Origin of the sequence: Mycolicibacterium palauense (assembly GCF_002592005.1) — a bacterium.
Taxonomy (GTDB): domain Bacteria; phylum Actinomycetota; class Actinomycetes; order Mycobacteriales; family Mycobacteriaceae; genus Mycobacterium; species Mycobacterium palauense.
This window is the reverse complement of record NZ_NVQF01000002.1, coordinates 123,653-142,004: the sequence shown is the minus strand read 5'-3', so window position 1 is coordinate 142,004 and position 18,352 is coordinate 123,653. Positions and strand designations below refer to the sequence as shown.

15 protein-coding genes are annotated in these 18,352 nt (G+C 69.9%); 7 read left to right on the top strand and 8 right to left on the bottom strand.

From position 1 onward, the window contains the following. Window positions 1-615, top strand: a complete 615-nt coding sequence (locus CSR00_RS01570; RefSeq protein WP_099020633.1) for a TetR/AcrR family transcriptional regulator — start codon at window positions 1-3, stop codon at window positions 613-615. A 16-nt stretch (window positions 616-631) separates the two neighbouring features. Here CSR00_RS01570 and CSR00_RS01565 read toward each other — a convergent pair whose 3' ends face one another. The 4 genes from CSR00_RS01565 to CSR00_RS01550 are packed head-to-tail and all read right to left on the bottom strand — an operon-like array spanning window position 632 to window position 4,825. After that, the gene (locus CSR00_RS01565) at window positions 632-1,738 is read right to left on the bottom strand and encodes a PHB depolymerase family esterase (protein WP_099020632.1); all 1,107 of its coding nucleotides are present in this window, start codon (window positions 1,736-1,738) and stop codon (window positions 632-634) included. A 5-nt stretch (window positions 1,739-1,743) separates the two neighbouring features. Then, window positions 1,744-3,360: a flavin-containing monooxygenase gene (locus tag CSR00_RS01560; protein WP_099020631.1), complete on the bottom strand. Its 1,617-nt coding sequence runs from the start codon at window positions 3,358-3,360 to the stop codon at window positions 1,744-1,746. Continuing rightward, window positions 3,357-4,370 carry an NAD-dependent epimerase/dehydratase family protein gene (locus CSR00_RS01555; protein ID WP_099020630.1) on the bottom strand — a complete coding sequence of 338 codons (1,014 nt, stop codon included), beginning with the start codon at window positions 4,368-4,370 and terminating at the stop codon, window positions 3,357-3,359. Before CSR00_RS01555 ends, CSR00_RS01560 begins: the two co-directional genes overlap by 4 nt. Next, on the bottom strand, window positions 4,367-4,825 hold the full coding sequence (locus CSR00_RS01550; protein ID WP_099020629.1) for a nuclear transport factor 2 family protein: 459 nt from the start codon (window positions 4,823-4,825) through the stop codon (window positions 4,367-4,369). The genes CSR00_RS01555 and CSR00_RS01550 overlap by 4 nt, the downstream gene beginning before the upstream one ends. A gap of 90 nt (window positions 4,826-4,915) precedes the next feature. Here CSR00_RS01550 and CSR00_RS01545 point away from each other — a divergent pair, with 90 nt between their 5' ends. Together CSR00_RS01545 and CSR00_RS01540 are read left to right on the top strand one after the other, a co-directional pair. After that, window positions 4,916-5,926: an aromatic ring-hydroxylating oxygenase subunit alpha gene (locus CSR00_RS01545; RefSeq protein WP_099020628.1), complete on the top strand. Its 1,011-nt coding sequence runs from the start codon at window positions 4,916-4,918 to the stop codon at window positions 5,924-5,926. Further along, window positions 5,923-6,555 carry a cysteine hydrolase family protein gene (locus tag CSR00_RS01540; protein WP_099020627.1) on the top strand — a complete coding sequence of 211 codons (633 nt, stop codon included), beginning with the start codon at window positions 5,923-5,925 and terminating at the stop codon, window positions 6,553-6,555. Before CSR00_RS01545 ends, CSR00_RS01540 begins: the two co-directional genes overlap by 4 nt. Window positions 6,556-6,576: 21 nt before the next feature. Here CSR00_RS01540 and CSR00_RS01535 read toward each other — a convergent pair whose 3' ends face one another. The 3 genes from CSR00_RS01535 to CSR00_RS01525 all read right to left on the bottom strand — a co-directional run bounded on the left by CSR00_RS01535 (window position 6,577) and on the right by CSR00_RS01525 (window position 11,603). Continuing rightward, complete coding sequence (locus CSR00_RS01535; RefSeq protein WP_099020626.1) at window positions 6,577-7,782, bottom strand: cytochrome P450; 1,206 nt, start codon at window positions 7,780-7,782, stop codon at window positions 6,577-6,579. Continuing rightward, window positions 7,779-9,314 carry an aldehyde dehydrogenase family protein gene (locus CSR00_RS01530; RefSeq protein ID WP_407662389.1) on the bottom strand — a complete coding sequence of 512 codons (1,536 nt, stop codon included), beginning with the start codon at window positions 9,312-9,314 and terminating at the stop codon, window positions 7,779-7,781. The genes CSR00_RS01535 and CSR00_RS01530 overlap by 4 nt, the downstream gene beginning before the upstream one ends. Window positions 9,315-9,416: 102 nt before the next feature. Next, window positions 9,417-11,603 carry a molybdopterin-dependent oxidoreductase gene (locus CSR00_RS01525; protein WP_099020679.1) on the bottom strand — a complete coding sequence of 729 codons (2,187 nt, stop codon included), beginning with the start codon at window positions 11,601-11,603 and terminating at the stop codon, window positions 9,417-9,419. Between the two features lie 248 nt (window positions 11,604-11,851). Here CSR00_RS01525 and CSR00_RS01520 point away from each other — a divergent pair, with 248 nt between their 5' ends. Genes CSR00_RS01520 through CSR00_RS01505 form a run of 4 tightly spaced genes read left to right on the top strand, consistent with a single transcriptional unit; the run spans window position 11,852 to window position 17,066 of the window. After that, window positions 11,852-13,009 (top strand): thiolase family protein, encoded by a 1,158-nt coding sequence (locus tag CSR00_RS01520; protein WP_099020625.1) that lies wholly within the window; start codon window positions 11,852-11,854, stop codon window positions 13,007-13,009. A gap of 14 nt (window positions 13,010-13,023) precedes the next feature. Beyond that, window positions 13,024-14,277 carry an amidohydrolase family protein gene (locus CSR00_RS01515; RefSeq protein ID WP_099020624.1) on the top strand — a complete coding sequence of 418 codons (1,254 nt, stop codon included), beginning with the start codon at window positions 13,024-13,026 and terminating at the stop codon, window positions 14,275-14,277. A gap of 7 nt (window positions 14,278-14,284) precedes the next feature. Then, window positions 14,285-15,805, top strand: a complete 1,521-nt coding sequence (locus CSR00_RS01510) for an aldehyde dehydrogenase family protein (protein WP_099020623.1) — start codon at window positions 14,285-14,287, stop codon at window positions 15,803-15,805. 46 nt (window positions 15,806-15,851) lie between these two features. After that, window positions 15,852-17,066: a CaiB/BaiF CoA transferase family protein gene (locus CSR00_RS01505; protein ID WP_099020678.1), complete on the top strand. Its 1,215-nt coding sequence runs from the start codon at window positions 15,852-15,854 to the stop codon at window positions 17,064-17,066. An 88-nt stretch (window positions 17,067-17,154) separates the two neighbouring features. Here the strand turns inward: CSR00_RS01505 and CSR00_RS01500 are convergent, their stop codons facing one another. Next, on the bottom strand, window positions 17,155-18,342 hold the full coding sequence (locus CSR00_RS01500) for an acyl-CoA dehydrogenase family protein (protein WP_099020622.1): 1,188 nt from the start codon (window positions 18,340-18,342) through the stop codon (window positions 17,155-17,157). Window positions 18,343-18,352: the final 10 nt, after the last annotated feature.

Genomic DNA, 18,352 nt, shown 5'->3' with positions numbered 1-18,352 from the left:
GTGCCGTCGCCTTCCCGGGGGCTGACCCAACCTCAGCGCGTCGAGCTCTCGTCGCGGCGTTTGCTGCGGGCCGCCGCGGACCTGATCGTCGAAAAGGGCTGGGAGGCAACCACCGCTGCGGAGATCGGCCGCCGAGCCGGCTACAGCCGGGCGATGGTGCACGCCCGCTTCGGGAGCAAGGACGCCATCCTGGAGGCGTTCCTGCACGAGTACGTCAAGCGGCTCAACCCCGATCCGGACCCGGCCTCCACCGGCCTGACCCAGGTGCTGGCGCACTTCGACCGGATCGAGGAACTCCACACCGAGAACCGCGATGTCCTGCGAGCGATGTTCGTGGCGATGTTCGAGGCGGCCAAGACGTCCTCGCCGCTGCGCCGGCGGGTGCGAACCCAGCTGAGCGGCGGCGCCGAGAAGGTCGCGGCGGCACTGCGCGCCGGCATCGCCGACGGCTCGGTGCGCGCCGACGTCGACCTCGAGCCGGCCGTCAGCGAGATCACCGCCGTGGTGTTCGGGATCGCCTTCCAGTGGGTGGTGGTGCCCGGGCACGACCTGCGGAAGGAACTGCGGGCCGCGCGTGCGCGGATCGTCGCGGACTACGGGACGGGCACACCGTAAGGGGCGTGCCGGGCTCTCAGGTCCGTCCGGCGACGGTGCGCAGAAACCGCTCCGTCTCGGTGTGCACCCTGGCCGAGAGCAGGTGTCCGACGTGCCCGCCGTCGTGCCACAGCAGTTCGCCGCCCCACCGTTCGTGCAGGTCCAGCGCCGGGTTGCGCATCGCCATCTGGTCGTGCCAGGCCCCCACGATCAGGCGCCGCTGCGGCGGGGGCAGCGGCTCCACCGCCAGTGGGTCGATGACCGACGTCAGGTCGGCGACCACGTCGGAGTTGAGCACGGCCAGCACCTCGTCGGCGGCGCCGCCCCAGCGGTGCAGGTGGTTGGCGATCATCGCGTTGAGGCCGCGGATCGGGGTGTAGACCGCCACCCCCTCCAGTCCGTCCTCCAGCCCGGCGACCAGCGCAGCCACCCCGCTGCCCAGTGACAGCCCGGACAGCGCGATCGCCGTCGCCTCGGGCTGCAGCCAGCGGATCACCGCCCGCACCTCGGAGACCGCGCGCATCATGCCGGCCACGTTGGCCAGCGGGTCGGTGTCGGGATAGGTCGGCCACCACCGCCGCCGCACCCCGTGCCCCGGCTGGACGGGGAGCGCGACGTTGAAACCCAGCCGGTTGTGGATCCGGCCCACCCGGGCGACCGCGAAATCCGACAGTCCCCCCTGCCCGGCGCCGTGCACCCATACCAGCCAGGGGCGGGGGCCGTCGTCGTGGCGGACGATATGGCACACCGCGGTTGCCGGGGCGCCCAGCGGACCGAACCCCGCCGGCAGTCCCGGATCGTGCTCGAAGGTGATCTCCTCGAACGCCAACGGCCCGGCGAGGCGCCGTCGGGTAGCACCCAGCTGCAGGGGTTTCGGTGCGCTGTGGGCGCCCAGCACGCCGAGCTCGCGCAGCTCGGCGGCCACCGGGCCGTACCGGGCGATGTCGGTGTGCACCTGCGGGGGCGGCGCGGTGAGCGTCATGCCGGTGACCACCAGCTCGTCGAGGGCCACCTCACCGAGCTGGCGCAGCCCGCGCACCGACCTGCCGTCCCAGGCCGGTGTCTCCGAGAGCGCGTCCAGCGAGCGCGGCAGCACACCGCCGAGCTCGCGGGCGATCCGGCGGAAGCGGTCCTGGGCACGCACGGTTTTCAGCCTAGATCGAAGCCGGGATAGCCGGAACCGGCGACCTCGTCGCAACGCCGCCGGTACTCGGGGATGCCCGCGGTGTAGGCCATGTAGCGGCGCTTCTTGCCGGGCACGTTGGCGCCGTTGTACCAGGAGTTGCAGCTGGGATGGGCCAGCACCGTGGGCTCGACCAGTGCGGTGGTGTGCTCGATCCAGTCGCGTTGGGCCTGCGGTTGCGCCTCGATGGTGCGGTGGCCGTGCGCGCGCAGATAGCCGATGCAGTCGCCGATCCACTCCACGTGCTGTTCCATGGCGGCGATGAAGTTGGTGGCCGCCGAGGGGCTTCCGGGAGCCTGGATGATGAACAGGTTCGGGAAACCGGCGACGGCCAGACCGAGATACGAAGTCGGTCCCTCGGTGTCCCAGACCTCCCGCAGGCTCACCCCGTCGCGGCCCTTGATGTCGATGCGCGAGAGCGCCCCGGTCATGGCGTCGAACCCGGTGGCGTAGATGATCACGTCGAGTTCGTAGTCGCCCTGTTCGGTGGCGATGCCGGTCGGGGTGACCGCACGGATGGGTCCCTGCCGCAGGTCCACCAGCGTGACGTTGTCCCGATTGAACGTCTCGTAGTAGCCCTGGTCGATGATCGGGCGCTTGCACCCGAAGGGGTGGCTGGGCACCAGTGCCGCCGCGGTGTCGGGATCGTTGACGATGCGGGCCACGGCCTCCCCGTAGAGCCGGGCGGCCATCCGGTTGGCCTCGATGTCGAAGAAGACGTCGCCCCAGTTCAACGCGCCCATCACGCCGTGGGTGTCGATGGCGCGCAACTGCTCCTGCCGGGTGGCCGACGTCAGCGGTGGCGCCGTGAGCATGTCCAGCAGCACCGAGAACGCGCTCAACCGCGCGGCGCCGACGGGGTGCTCACGCTGGGCGGCGCGGATCTGCGGATAGGACGCCTTGAGCTCGTCGAGCTCGTCCTCCCCCAGTCGGCGCACCTCCCACGGCAACGTGTAGGCCGCCGACCGCTGGAACACCGTGAGCTGACCGGCTTCCCGGGCGATGACCGGGATCAGCTGCACCCCGGTGGATCCGGTGCCGATGACACCCACCCGCTTGCCGCCGAGATCGACTCCCTCCCGGGGCCAGGAGCTGGTGTACACCGAGGTGCCCTCGAAGGTGTCCATCCCCGCGATGTCGGGTTCCAGCGGAACGGACAGGATCCCCGAGGCCGCCACCACATACGACGCGACCAGCCGCTCACCGGTGTCGGTGGCCACCACCCAGGCGGCCTCGTCGGCATCGAAGGTCATCGCCTCGACCCGGGTGTCGAAGCGGATGTCGCGGCGCAGGTCCAGCCGGTCGGCGACGAAGTTCAGGTAGGCCTCGATCTCCGGCTGGGCGGGCATGGTCTCGGTCCACACCCACTCCTGCTGGATCTCCTCGGAGAAGCTGTAGGAGTACTCGATGCTCTCGATATCGCAGCGGGCCCCCGGATAGCGGTTGACCAGCCAGGTGCCCCCGACATCGTGCGCCGCCTCGACGGCGAGGACCGACACACCCAGCTCGCGCAGGCGGTGCAGCATGTAGAGCCCGGAGAAGCCCGCGCCGATGACCAGCGCGTCGAACCGGTTGTCGGTCATGTTCGCACCTCCTGACCGCGGACACGCTCGGCGTGGAACCGGGCGGCCCGCCGTATCGCCTCGGTGGCGGGCCGCGGATACCAGCCGAGCTCGCGGGTGGCCTTCCCGTGGTCGGCCGGCGAGGTCAGACGCATCAGGCGCACCACCGTGAGCAACGCCGGGATCCGGTTCGGCAGCAGCCTGCGCAGCGGCTCGACGGCATGGGCGCCGACGGACAGGGCGGCCAGCGGAACGCCCAGTCGTGGTGGTGGGGCGCCGGTTTCCCGCGCCGCGACCGAGAACAGCTCGCGATTGGACAGGAACGACTCGGACACGATGTAGCGCTCACCGACCCGCCCCTTCTCCGCGGCGAGCAGCATCGCCCGCGCGGTGTCCTCGACACCGACCACCTCGGTGCTCCACCCGCTGATGTAGGCCGGCATCCGGCCGCGCGCGGCCAGGCCGACCAGTCCACCGTGCGGGGTGGGTTGCCAGTCCCGGGGACCGTAGGGAAAGGACACGCACATCGCGACCGCGGGCAGCCCACGCTGTCGGGCATAGGACAGCACCAGGTCCTCGGCGGCCCGGCGGGACTCGATATAGGCCCCGCCCTTGTCGGCCCAGTTGAACGGGGTCTGTTCGGTGACCGCCGAGCCGTCGTCGCTGACCGCGATCGTGCCGATCGTGCTCAGGAACACGAACCGGCCCAGATCCGCGCCCACCGCGATGTCGAGCACGCGACGCAGGCCCTCGACGTTGGTCCGGAACAACGGCGTCGGGTCGGCGAGGCCGGCCCGGGCGTCGACCACGCAGTAGAAGACCGCCTCGCAGCCGGCCATGGCCCCGCGCACCGCCGCGTCGTCGAAGATGTCGCCGTAGTGGCGCTCGACGTCGAGGTCGTCGATACCGCGGGTGGAACTGGTCCTGCGCAGCAGCACCCGCACCCGGTCGCCGCGCTCGACCAGCTGCCGGGTCACGTGAGAGCCCACGAATCCACTGGCCCCCATGACCAGAACGGTCCGCGGCATCATCCGCCGCCCTTGAATCGCAGCAGGGTACGGGTCAGGTGCAGTGAGGTGATCCGCCAGCGCCCGTCGTGCTTGGCGTAGGTCTCGTGGTAGTGCCCGGCGCCGTGCACCTCGGCCCCGTCCGGGAAGACCAGCAGATCCTCCATCGCCCAGATCCCGGTGGCCGTCGTCGGCGAGGTCAGGTCGATCTCCGGGGTGTGGCAGTGGTGCATGGTCGCGGCATCGCCGATGCCGCCCAGCACCACCGGGACGAACGCGTCGAGGCCCTCCAGCGGTGGCATGGTCTGCGGGTCGGCGCCACCGGTCGAGACCGCCACGTCCAGCCGCACCACCACGTCGGGACTGAACAACGCCTTCCAGGCCTCGATGTCGCGGGTGTCGAGGAACCGGCAGTACTGCGCCTTCAACCTCCGGATCGCCTCGATCTCGTCGGCGGGACCGGTTGGTGGGATCGGCATGCTCTCCTGCTTTCGGCTGCGGTCTGGCCTCACCTGAAATAGCTACAGTAATCTATTCCGTATCAGCCCGCGAAGAAGATTGGCAACCCGATGAAAGTACCGTTCACCTGGAAGGTCACCGGCTGGTTCATGGTGGGCTGGTCCGCCGAGTTCCGGTCCGGCGACGTCAGGGCGCTCAAGTACTTCGGCGAGGATCTGGCCGCCTACCGCGACGAGTCCGGCCAGTTGCACGTCCTGGAGGCGCACTGCAAACACCTGGGTGCCCACATCGGCCACGGCGGCACGGTGGTGGGCGACTGCATCGAATGCCCGTTCCACGGCTGGCGCTGGGGACCCGACGGCACCAACCGCTACATCCCCTACCAGCCCGACCGGCCCAACCGCGGGCTGACGCTGCGGTCCTACCCCGTCGCCGAGCAGTACGGCTGCGTCTTCGTCTGGCACCAGCCCGAGGGCAAGGAACCCCAGTGGGAACTGCCCGACATCTTCTTGAAGTTCCCCCAGTTCGACACCGACCCGCACGCCTACTACCGGCCCTACCCGGAGTTCTCCAGCCGCGCCGACGCGATCCCGGTGCATCCCCAGATCGTCGCCGAGAACGGGCCCGACAGCTCGCACTTCCGCTACGTGCACGGCGCCACGGTCACACCGGTGTGCCTGCACTGGGAGAACGTCGGCGAGGAGTGGCGGTTCCTGACCGGCTGGCCCGACGCCCGCAGCGACGACCCCGACAGGATGGCGCTGCGCATCCACAGCCACTTCTCCGGGCTCGGCTTCGCGATGAGCGCGTTCGAGGGCGCCTCGAACCACCGCCTGATCTTCGCCTGCACGCCCGTCGACGACGAGGTCTCGGACATGTTCTACTCCATCTGGTGGCCCAAGGAGCCCGGTGAGACCTCCGACGTGCCGCCACCGCACGTACGCGCGCAGGTCGAGAAGCAGTTCCTCAAGACCGTGTGGGAGGACTGCGACATCTGGCGCTACCAGAAGTACGTCGAGAATCCGCCGCTGGCCAAGGTGGACGCCAAACCCTATATGGCCCTGCGGAAGTGGGCCACACAGTTCTACGAGGTTCCGCCCGTGGGCGCGGGCACGCCGTGACGGGCCTACTCGCGGACCTGGTGTCCCCCGGCCACACCGTCGTGGTCACCCAGGAGCTGCAGGGCGCGGTGGTCGGCCCGAACGCGGGCCTGGGCGCACTCGCCGAGGAGGCCCGCCGCGAGGCGCTGCCGAACATCGCCCGCCTGCTGCCCGTGGCCCGCGCCGCCGGCGTCACGGTGGTGCACTGCCTGGTGCAGCGCCGCCCCGACGGGCTGGGCTCCAACCACAACGCCCGGCTGTTCACCATGGGGCAGCGCAGCGTCGACATCTCTCCGGGCAGCGAGGGCGCCACGCTGCTGACGGAGTTCGGTCCCGAGCCCGAGGATCTCGTGCTGCACCGCTGGCACGGCCTGGGCCCGATGGGCGGCACCGACCTGGACGCCGTGCTGCGCAACCTCGGCGCCACCACCGTCGTGGCGGTCGGGGTGTCGCTGAACGTGGCGATCCCCAATCTGGTGATGGACGCCGTCAACGCCGGCTACCGGGTGGTGCTGCCGCGCGACGGCGTCGCGGGCATCCCGACCGACTACGGCGCCGCGATCATCGACAACACGCTGGCCCTGCTGGCGACGGTGACGACCACCGACGCGCTGGCCGACGTGTGGGCCGACGCTGCGCGCCGAAGGTAACCCCGAGGTTCGGGGTCCGTCCTACGGCAGCACCCGCACCGGCACGTTGCTCCATCCCGCGACGTTCTGCATGTTGACGCGCCTGCAGCCGGCCCAGTCCACCTCGTAGCGCGGCATGAAGTCCAGCATCCGGTCCAGCGCGGTCGCACTCTCCATGCGGGCCAGCGCGGCGCCCAGACAGCTGTGGATGCCGTAGCCCAGGCCCAGGTTCTGGGCCTGGGTCCGGTCCCGGTCAATGTCGAACCGGTCCGGGTCGGTCCACGCCTGAGGATCCCGATTGGCCGACCCGCCGACCAGGAAGACCGGCTTGCCCTTGGGGATCGTCACCCCGTGCAGGGTCACGTCGCGCAGGGAACACCGCACGTTGTACTGGGCCGGAGCCTCGTAGCGCAGCAGTTCCTCGACGGCCAGCGGGATCTTCCCGCGGTCCCGCTGCAGCAGCTGCCACTGATCGGGGTTGCGCGCGAACACCACCGCCGCGTTGCCGAGCAGTTTGGTGACGGTTTCGGCGCCCGCGCCGCCCAGCAACGTGGCGAACTCGGTGATCTCGACGTTGTCCAACGGCTCCATCTCGCCGTTCTCGCGTTCGATCTCCGATTCGATGAGCCGGCTCAGCAGGTCGTCTCCGAGCTCGTTGCGGCGCTTCTTGACCAGCCGGAAGTAGTAGACGGCCATGTCCACCGCCGATTTCAGGCCGGCCTCGCTCATCTCGACCTCGCCGGCGTCGCGGTGCAGCAGGTCGTCGATCCACAGCCGGATCTGCTGGTGGTCCTCGTCCGGCACACCCTGCAGCGTGGTCATCACGTCGACGGGGAACAGCGCCGAGAAGTCCTGGACGAAATCGAAACCCCCGGGGTCCACGGCCGCGAGGTGTTTGTCGATCAGCCTGGTCACCAGGGACTGGTGCGACTGGATGGCACGCGGGGTGAAGACCCGGTTCAACAGGCTGCGCATCCGCCGGTGGGCGGGGGGATCCATCGCGATGATGGAGCCGTGTTCGGTGACGTGCCCCTTGCGCACCTGGGCCAGGTCGACCCCGTAGGCCGAGGAGAAGGTCTCGTGGTCCTTGAACGCGGCCGCCACATCCTCATGGCGGGTCAGGGCATAGAAGTCGTACTCCCGGCTGTAGTAGACCGGCGCCTCCTCGCGCATCCGCCGGTACGTCTCGTAGGGACTGTTGAAGAAGTCCTCGGAGAACGGGTCGAACACCACCGTGGCCGTCGTCATGGCTTCCCCCACTTCTGCATCGGCTCTGCTCGTTTGATCCGCCGGCGGGTCCGGTTGCGGGCCAGCCGGAGCTGGGCGGCGGCGTAGAGCTTCATCGATCGGCGGAACGGTGGTGCCGCGCTGCCGGTGATGCTGAACGGCAGGTCGGATCCGACCACCGTCCGGTAGTGGGTGAAGGCGTCGAACCCGGCCTTGCCGTGGTAGGCCCCCATTCCGCTGTGGCCCACCCCGCCGAACGGCGCCGCGGAGGGAATCATCTGAGCCGCGAAGTCGTTTCGCGCCACGCCGCCGCTGCGGGTGCTGGCGACGAACCGCCGGAACGCCTCCCCGTCGGGTCCGTACCAGTAGGCCACCAGCGGCGCCGGGCGCGCGTTGACGGCACCGATCGCCTCGTCCAGCGTCGCGTAGCCCAGCACCACCAGCACCGGACCGAAGATCTCCTCCCGGGCGATCCTCATCTGCTCGGTCACCCCGCGCACAATCGTCGGGGCGATCTTGCGGGTGGCCCGGTCCGGTAGCAGCTCCCCCGCCGGGGCAACGGGTTCCACCGATGCTCCCCTGGCATGCGCGTCGTCGAGCAGGCCGAGGACCCGGTCGAAGTTCGGCTCGTTGACGCTGGAGCAGTAGTCCGGGTTGGCGACGATCGTCGGGAACATGCGGCGCAGCTCCGCGCGCGCCCGGTCCACGAAGGCGTCCAGCTGCCCCTCGGGCACCAGGACGTAGTCCGGGCACACGCACACCTGGCCCCCGTTGACCATCCGCGCCGACGCGATGCGCGCCGCGGCCCGGTCGAGCTCGGCCGGGCCCTGGCCGGGGGCGACCACCACCGGGTTCTTGCCGCCGAGCTCCAGGGTGACCGGAACCAGATGCTGCGCCGCGGCCCGCTGCACCAGCACGCCGATGTCGGGCGATCCGGTGAAGAACAGGTGGTCGAACGGCAGGGTGGCGAAGGCCGCGGCGACGTCCGGGCCCCCGGTCACCACCGCGAGTTCGGTGGGGTCGAAGAATCGCGGTGCCAGCTCCTTCATCAGCGCCGCGGTGCGGGCGGTGATCTCCGACATCTTGACCATGACGCGGTTACCGGCGGCGAACGCCGCCGCGGCCGGCAGGACGACGAGGTTGAGCGGGAAGTTCCACGGCCCGATGACGCCGACGACCCCCAGCGGGGCCGGCTCCACCACCGCCTTCAACCCGGCCAGCCGCGCCGCCGGGATCAGGGTGGTGGGCTTCATCCATTGGCCCACATGGGCTCTGGTGTGCTCGATCACCGGGATCATGCCGACGACCTCGGTGAACAGTGTCGCCGCGCGGGACCGGGTGCCGAAATCGGCCGCCATCGCCTCGACGAAGGCGTCGGTGTTGTCGAGGACCAGCGCCAGCAGCCGGTCGATGCGTTGCCGCCGCACGGCGGCGGTGGGCGGCCCGTCGGCGAGGAACGACCGCCGCTGCCGTTCCAGGAGCGCCGCCGGCTCATCGCGGGGGTCGGCCCCGGGGCCGGCGACCGCGGCGGCCTTCTCGTCCAGCGTGCCCACTCGACCCGCCTCTCTGCCTTGTCGCGCACCGTTCGGCACGGCCAACGGTAATGGTTACAGTAGTATAGTCAGACGGCGCCCGCGGGGCGCACCCCGCGTTGGTCACGCCGGTGCGACGCTGACCGGAACCCCGGTCAGCCAGGCCATCCCGGCCAGCGCCTCCAGGTCCCGGGGATCGCTGGACGTCAGCCGGTTGACGTTCACGCCGCCGGCCTTGTTGGCCAGCCGCCACCCGCCGGTGCCGCCGTGGCCCCAGCCGTGCGGGACCGCGACGGTGCCGCGCATCAGCCCGTCGGTCAGGGTGACCGGGATGTCGATGGATCCCGCCGGGGAACTGATCCGGACGGTGTCCCCGTCGGCGATGTGCAGTTCGGCGGCGTCCTCGGCGTGCATCAACGCGCCGTGGGTGGTGTCACCGCGCCTGAGCACGGGCTCCACCAGCGACGGGGCGTTGTGCATCCAGGAGTTCTCCGACCTCGGCTGGCGCATGCCGATCAACCGGAACGGAAACTCCGCCGGGACGGGGCGCCGTGCCACCGCGGCGATCTCGGCGGCGATCTCGTCGTGCCGCAGCCGCAGCCGCCCGCCCCGGTACACCACGATGCGATCCAGCACACCGGTGGCCACATGGTCGTCGAGCACCACGCCGTGCGGGTGCTCGTCGACCAACCGCCGGAAGTTGAGCCCGCCGCGGCGCAGCCCGAACCGGTCTCCGCCGTGCGACATCCGGATCATCAGGTCGACGAGGGGCCGCGGCCCCGCCCCCCGCAACAGCCGGCGCAGCAGCACGGCGGCACCGAACACCGCTGTGCGCGGCCCCGCCCCCCGCAACAGCCGGCGCAGCAGCACGGCGGCACCGAACACCGCTGTGCGGCGCGACATCCTGGACATCAGGTCGCCGACGATGTCCCACTCGGTGCGGACCTGACCGCGCGGGGCCACGACCGCCTCGGTGGCCTGCCGGAACGGGGTGGTCTGGAAGCTCTGGAACACCACCGGGAAATCGTCGCGTTCGTACATGGTGGTGACGGGCAGCACGTAGTCGCAGTGCGCGGTCGTCTCGTTGACGTAGAGGTCCAGACCCACCATCAGCTCGAGCCCGTCCAGGGCCGCCTCGAGCTCGTCGCCGTTGGGCACCGAGAGCACCGGGTTGCCCGCGCTGACGAACAGTGCCCGGATCTGGCCCTCCCCCGGGGTGCCGATCTCCTTGGCCATCAGCGTGGCGGGTTCGGCGCCGATGACCGATCCGAAACCGCCGACCCGGGAGCGTTTGCGTCGGTAGGTCCGCCGCATGACCGCCCCGAGTGCGGCATAGACCAGCCGCTGACCCGGGGCGCCCATCGTGGCGAAGACGCTACCCCCGGGAGTGTCCAGATTGCCGGCGACCAGATTCACCACGTCGATCAGGTAGGCCGTGAGCGTGCCGTTGCGCCCGACACAGGTGCCGAAGCGGCCGTACACCGTCGCGCGCGGTGTCCCGACCAGATCGCGGGCCAGCGTCCGCACGGTCTGCGCGGCGATCCCGGTGCGCTCTTCGGTGGCCTCGGGGGTGAACCCCGCGCACTGCACCCGCAGCCAGTCCAGACCCTCGGCCCGGGCCGCCGCCGCGGTGACGTCGACGAGGCCCTCGTCGAACATCACCTGCAGCAGCGACAGCAGCAGATAGGCGTCTCCGTCGGCGGCGATGCCCAGCCACTCGAACTGTGCGGCGGTCTCGGTCCGGCGCGGATCGACGACGACGACCCGCCCGCCACGCTTGACGATGTCGTGCATGCGGTCGCGGATCCGCGGCGTGGTCAGAAAACTTCCGTGGGAGACAACCGGATTGGAGCCGAGCATGACGAGAAGATCGGTGCGCAGCAGATCCGGGATGGGCACCGAGACGGGGGTGCCGTAGAGGAACTGGCTGGCCAGCATCCGGTTGCTGGTGTCCTGCGAGGACGCGGTGAACAGGTGCGAGCGCCGGCCAAGACCCTTGATGAAGGGAAACACGGCCATCAGATGGGCGTAGCTGAACGCCGTCGGATTGCCGAAGTACCACCCGACCGCTCCGGAGCCGCGGCGGCGGTGGATGACCGACAGCCGGTCGGCGATGTCGTCGAGGGCGGTGTCCCAGTCGACCGGCTCGAAACCCCCGGGCCCGTTCCGCAGCGGGGTGACGACCCGGTCGGGGTCGTTGACCACCTCGGCGAACGCGATGCCCTTCTGGCAGGCGAACCCGGAGGACAGCGGGTGGTCGCGGTCGGGGCGCAGCGCGGTCAGCCGACCGTCCTCGACGGTGGCGATCATGCCGCACAGCGGCTCGCAGATGCGGCAGAACGTCACCTTCTGCTCGACGGTGGACGTGGCCGGCGCCGGGCCGCTGACCTCGCCGTTCGCCTCGGTGTGAGGTGTGCCGGGCTGGGCCACGGTCCGGGCCTTCCTGTCGGTCGTCACGGGACACTAGATAAGCTACTGTAAGTGTTACGGTTGGGCGGCCGAATGGCTCGGGATTCGACACAGGGCGTCCGTACGGGGGCCACGAAAGAAGGGGTGCAGTGAACACCGCAGTCAACGACGTGGCCATCATCGGTGTGGGCCTCCACCCGTTCGGGCGGTTCGAGGGCAAGTCGGCCATGCAGATGGGCGTCGACGCCATCTTCGCGGCCGTGGCCGACGCGGGGGTGCAGTGGGGCGACATCCAGGCGGCCACCGGCGGGAGCTGGACGGTGGCCAACCCCGACGCGATCGTCGGCATGGTGGGTCTGTCGGGCATCCCGTTCACCAACGTGTTTAACGCCTGCGCGACCGCCGCCAGCGCCGCCAAGGCGTGCGCCGACGGAATCAGGTTGGGCGACTACGACATCGGCATCGCCGTGGGGCTCGACAAACACCCCAAGGGCGCCTTCACCGAGGATCCCGCGCTGGTCGGGATGCCCCGCTGGTACGCCGAGAACGGCCAGTACCTCACCACGAAGTTCTTCGGCATGAAGGCCAACCGCTACCTGCACGACCACGGTATCTCGCAGGCCACGCTGGCCAAGGTCGCCGCCAAGAACTTCCGCAACGGCGCGCTGAACCCGAACGCGTTCCGGCGCAAGCCGATCGGCGAGGAGGAGATCCTCAACTCGGCGATGCTGAACTATCCGCTGACCCAGTACATGTTCTGCGCCCCGGACGAGGGCGCGGCGGCGGTGGTGATGTGCCGGGCCGACATCGCCCACCGCTACACCGACAAGCCGGTGTATCTGCGGGCGGTCGAGGTGCGCACCCGCAGCTACGGCGCCTACGAGGTCAACACCACCTTCGCTCCCGTCGACGAGGACGTCGCCCCCACCGTGTACGCCGCGCGCGCCGCGTTCGAGAGGGCCGGCATCGAGCCCTCGGACGTCGACGTCATCCAGCTCCAGGACACCGACGCCGGAGCCGAGATCATCCACATGGCCGAGTGCGGCTTCTGCGACCACGGCGACCAGGAGAAACTGCTGGCCGACGGCGCCACCGAGATCGGCGGGCCGATGCCGGTCAACACCGACGGCGGGCTGATCGCCAACGGCGAGCCCATCGGCGCCTCGGGGCTGCGGCAGATCCACGAAATCGTCCGGCAGTTGCGCGGACAGGCCGGTGACCGCCAGGTGCCCGGCGAGCCCAAGGTCGGTTTCACCCAGCTCTACGGAGCACCGGGCACCGCCGCCGCCAGCATTCTGACCACCTGAACGAGGAGCCAGTCATGACCCCGACCGCGTCCGACGGCGCCTTCCGCGACGCCCCGATCTTCGACGCCGACCAGCACATGTACGAGACGGTCGACGCGCTGACGAAGTACCTGCCCGAGCGCTACCGCCGCGCGGTGCAGTACGCGCAGATCGGCCGGCAGACCCGCATCGTGATCAACAACAAGGTCACCGACTTCATCCCCAACCCGACGTTCGAACGTGTCGCGGCTCCCGGTGCGCACGAGAAGTTCTTCGCCGGGGAGAACACCGAGGGCCTGACGCTGCGCGAGATGCAGGGGGCCCCGATCGATGCGCCCGCCGCCACCCGCAACCCCGAGGACCGGGTCGCCGAGCTCGACCGCCAGGGCGTGGTGGAGGCCCTGAACTATCCGACGCTGGCCAGCCTGGTGGAGCACTCCAGCGCCGACGACCCCCAGCTGACGCTGGCCATCATCCACGCGCTGAACCAGTGGATGGCCGAACACTGGACCTACGACTACGCCGGGCGGGTGTTCTCCACCCCAATCCTCAACCTGTCCGAGGTCGACGCCGCCCAGCGTGAACTGGAGTACATCCTCGACCACGGCGCCCGGGTGGCGCTGATCAAACCCGGGCCGGTCAACGGTGTGCAGGGCTGGCGTTCACCGGCGCTGGGCGAGTTCGACCCGTTCTGGCGCGACGTCGAGGCCGCGGGGCTGCCGATCGTGCTGCACGCCAGCTATCCCCCGCTCGACGACTACGTGGGCCGGTGGGAGCCGCCGCACACCCAGAACTTCATGGCGATGAGCGCCTTCCGGTGGATGGTGCTGGGCCACCGCGAGATCGCCGACATGATCACCAGCCTGATCTGCCACGGCACCCTGACCCGGTTCCCGAAGCTGCGCATCGCCAGCGTCGAGAACGGCAGTTCGTGGATCTTCCCGCTGTTCAACGACTTCGAGGATCTGGCCAAGAAGATGCCGCAGAACTTCCCGGAGCACCCCCACGAGGTGTTCCGCCGCAACATCTGGGTCAGCCCGTTCTGGGAAGGCTGCGTCTCGGACGTGGTGAACACCGTGGGCTGGGACAAGGTGATGTTCGGCTCGGACTACCCGCACCCGGAGGGGCTGGCCGAGCCGAAGGGGTTCTGGAAGTACGCCGAGGGCATGGACGTGCGGCGCACCTACGACTTCATGGGCGACAACGCCCGCCGGTTCATGGGGCTGCCGATCGCCAACCCCGACCCGGACGCCGTCAATCCGCCCCAGCTGGTCGCCCCGGGGAGCTGACACCACCATGACCGACACCGACACCGACACCCAGACCGACACCGGACCGGCCGCCGACGCGGGCACCGGAATCCTCGCCGGCGAGCAGCGGATGCTCATCGACGGCGAACTGCGCCACACCGGCAGTGGCGCCCTGTTCGACGTCGTGCACCCGGGCAACGAGCAGGTCATCGGGCAGGCCACCGACGGCACCGTCGCCGACATGGAGCAGGCCATCGGCGCGGCACGGCGCGCCTTCGACACCGGCCGGTGGGCCACCGACGTGGAGTTCCGCCACCACTGCCTGATGCAGCTGCACGCGGCACTGGACCGGCACAAGGAGCGGCTGCGGCGCATCGTGGTCAGCGAGGTCGGCTGCCCGGTCAGTGTCACCGGCAGTCAGGTCGAGGACCCCATCGACGAGGTGCGGCACTGGGCGCAGTACGGCCTGGACTTCGCCTACCTGCAGGACACCGGCGTCCACAAGGCCGTCATGGGCACCGCCCGGCGCACGCTGCAGTTCGACCCGGTGGGCGTCGTCGGGGCGATCACCCCGTGGAACGTGCCGCTGTATCTCAACATCGCCGAGAGCACCCCGGCGTTGATGGCCGGGAACACGGTGGTGCTCAAGCCCGCGCAGCTCACCCCGTGGTCGGGCACCGAGCTGGGCCGCATCGTCGCCGAGGAGACCGACATCCCCGCCGGGGTGTTCAACGTGGTGTGCTCCAACGCCAACGAGGTGGGCGCGGCACTGTCGGCCGATCCGCGCGTGGACATGGTGACGTTCACCGGGTCGACGGCCACCGGGCGCGCCATCCTGGCCGCGGCGGCTCCGACGGTGAAGAAGACGATGATGGAGCTCGGCGGGAAGTCGGCCCACGTGGTGCTCGACGACGCCAAGCTGGAGAAGTGCCTGCCGATGGCGGCGATGGTCGCCTGCGTCATGTCCGGGCAGGCCTGCATCATGGCCAGCCGGATCCTGCTGCCCCGCAGCCGCTACGACGAGGGCATCGACATCCTCAGGGCCGCCATGGAGGCCACCCCGGTCGGCGACCCGTGGGATCCCGGCGTCATGCAGGGTCCGCAGATCAGCGAGACGCAGCGGCAGAAGGTGCTGGGGCTCGTCGCGTCGGGAATCGAGTCGGGCGCGCGGCTGGTCACCGGCGGCGGCATCCCGGAGAACCTGCCCGTCGGCTACTTCACCCAGCCCACCCTGCTGGCCGACGTCGACCCCGACTCCCGGATCGCCCAGGAGGAGATCTTCGGGCCGGTGCTGACCGTGATCCCCTACGACACCGACGACGAGGCCGTGGCGATCGCCAACAACTCCATCTACGGGTTGTCCGGTGAGGTCAGCAGCGCCGACCCGGACCGGGCGTTCGGAATCGCCCGCCGGCTGCGCACCGGTAACGTGACAGTCAACGGCCGCAGCCACTTCGGCATCACCAGCCCGTTCGGCGGCACCAAGCAGAGCGGGCTCGGCCGGCGCAACGGTGACGAGGGTTTCAGGGAGTACCTGGAACTCAAGACCATCGGGCACCCGGGCTGACCCTGCCCGGACCCGGCGACAGGAGAGGATCGACGTGTTCAAGCCGATGCAGGGAGTCCGGGTTCTGGAGGTTGCACAGTTCACCTTCGTGCCCGCAGCGGGCGCCATTCTCGCCGATTGGGGCGCCGACGTCATCAAGGTCGAACATCCGGTGCGCGGAGACACCCAGCGCGGCTTCATCAACATGGGCGGATTCCAGCTCGATCCCGACCGGCACCCGCTGATCGAGCATCCCAACCGCGGCAAGCGCAGCGTGGGAATCGACGTGTCGACCCCCGGCGGCCAGGAGATGCTCTACGAGCTCGCCAAGACCGCCGACGTCTTCCTGACCAATTACATGCCGGCCCAACGGCAGAAGAACAAGTTCGATCTCGAGCACATCCGGGCGGCCAATCCCGACATCATCTATGCCCGCGGCAGCGCCTACGGCGACAAGGGCCCGGAACGCAACACCGGCGGTTTCGACGGCACCGCCTTCTGGACCCGCAGCGGCATCGGCCACGCGCTGACCCCGGAGGAGCTCGGTGGGGCACTCTCGCAGGGCATCCCGGCCTTCGGCGACTCGATCGGCGGGATGAACATCGCCGGGGGCATCTCGGCGGCCCTGTTCCACCGGGAGCGCACCGGCGAGACCGCCGAGATCGACGTCTCGCTGCTGAGCACCGCGTGGTGGGCCGCCGGCGCCAGCGTCACCCAGGGCATGGAGACCGGCGAGACCATGCGTTCGCAGATGCCGAACGCGTCGGGCCCGTCGGTCAACCCGTTCATGGCCAACTACGAGACCTCCGACGGCGGCACCATCAACCTGTGCATCGTCAGCCCGACCGGCTACATCCGGGACACCTTCGAGCATCTGGGCCTGCCCGAACTGGCCGACGACCCCCGGTTCTCCGACGTGATGCCGCTGATCGAGAACGCCACCGAGGGCGGGGCACTGATCGCCGAGGCGATCCGCAGCAAGCCGTTCGAGTACTGGCGCCAGCACCTCAAGACGATGCGGGGCCAGTGGGCGCCGTTCCAGAGCCTGATGGACCTGAGCACCGACGAACAGGCGATCGCCAACGACATGATCGTCGAGGTCGAGGCCGCCGACGGGGGCGAGCCGTTCAAGGTGGTGCGCGGGCCGGTGCAGTTCAACCACGAGGCGCTGGAGACCACCCGGGCGCCGCAGGCCTCCGAGCACACCGAGCTGGTGTTGATGGAGCTCGGCATCGACTGGGACCGGATCGAGGAGCTGAAGAAGACCGGCGCCATCGCCTGACGCCGGCGACTCCCGCGCCGAGACTGCATCTTGTGAACGCTCCACTTGCGCGTTGCGTGCAGAAGATGCAGTTTCGGCGGGAAGGCGACTACTTGTTGGCCGGGGCGGCGTAGGCGGGCTTACCCAGCCCCAGGACGTGCTGGGCGATCATGTTCCGGAACACCTCCAGGGTGCCCCCGTAGATCCCGGCCAGCGGCGCGAAGCGGTACAGGTACTCCGAGGCGCCGTCGTCGGCGGCACCGTCGGTCTCGATCGGCAGCACCGAGGCCGGCCCGGCGATGTCCATCAGGTCCGCGCTGATGTCGCGCATGGTCTGCGCCTGCGAGACCCGGCCGAAGATGCTCGGCGTGGACAGGGCGGCCTCCAGCCGCGCGGTGCTGCGCCCGAGCCGATAGGCCACCGAACCGTCATCGACCGGCCGCCGGCCGTCGGGCCCGGGCCGGGCGACCCGGGCCGCCACGGCGTCGACGGCCGCGGACATGAACCCGGCCTGGTGGGCCATGATGGTCACGTCCTGCAGCCCGTCGGGCGCCGAGGCCACCGCGCCGTGCTCGGCGTCCAGCGGGCCGCGCAGCACCGTCCAGCCGCCGTTGACCTCCCCGAGCAGGTACTTGTCGTCGACCCGCACATCGCTGTAGTAGACGATGTTGGTCCGGTCCCCGTCGACGGTGCGGATACCCTGGATCTCGATTCCCGGCAGGTCCAACGGCACCAGGAACATGCTCAGGCTCTTGTGTTTGCGCGCGCCCGGATCGGTGTTGGTGATGAGGAAGACGTACTGGCAGTTGTGCGCACCCGTGGTGAACATCTTCGAGCCGTTGATCACCCACTGGTCGCCGTCGCGCACGGCCCTGGTCTTGCAGGTGGCGATGTCCGAGCCGCCCTCGGGTTCGGTGTAGCCCAGACACATCCGGACATGCCCGCTGAAGACCTTCGGCAGCACCTCGTCCACCAGCTCGGGCTTCCCGAACGCCGCCACCGCCCGCGCCACCATCGAGGTGGTCCCCCACGTCACCCACGGGACGTGCACGCGCCGCTTCTCCAGCTCCCAGATGCGGCGCCGGACCCGGGTGAAGCCGCCCTCGGACTCCGGCCTCCACTCCTTCTCCAGATAGCCCGCGGCGCCGATCGCCAGGTGCACACCCTCGTCGAAGTTGTCGCCGGTGTCGCGGTCACGGCGACGGACCTCGTCGGTCACGTGTTCGGCGAGGAAGTCCCGCACCTCGGTCAGGAATGCCCGGTCATCGTCGTCCAGGTCTACCAGGGTGAAATCCATTGTGGGAAAT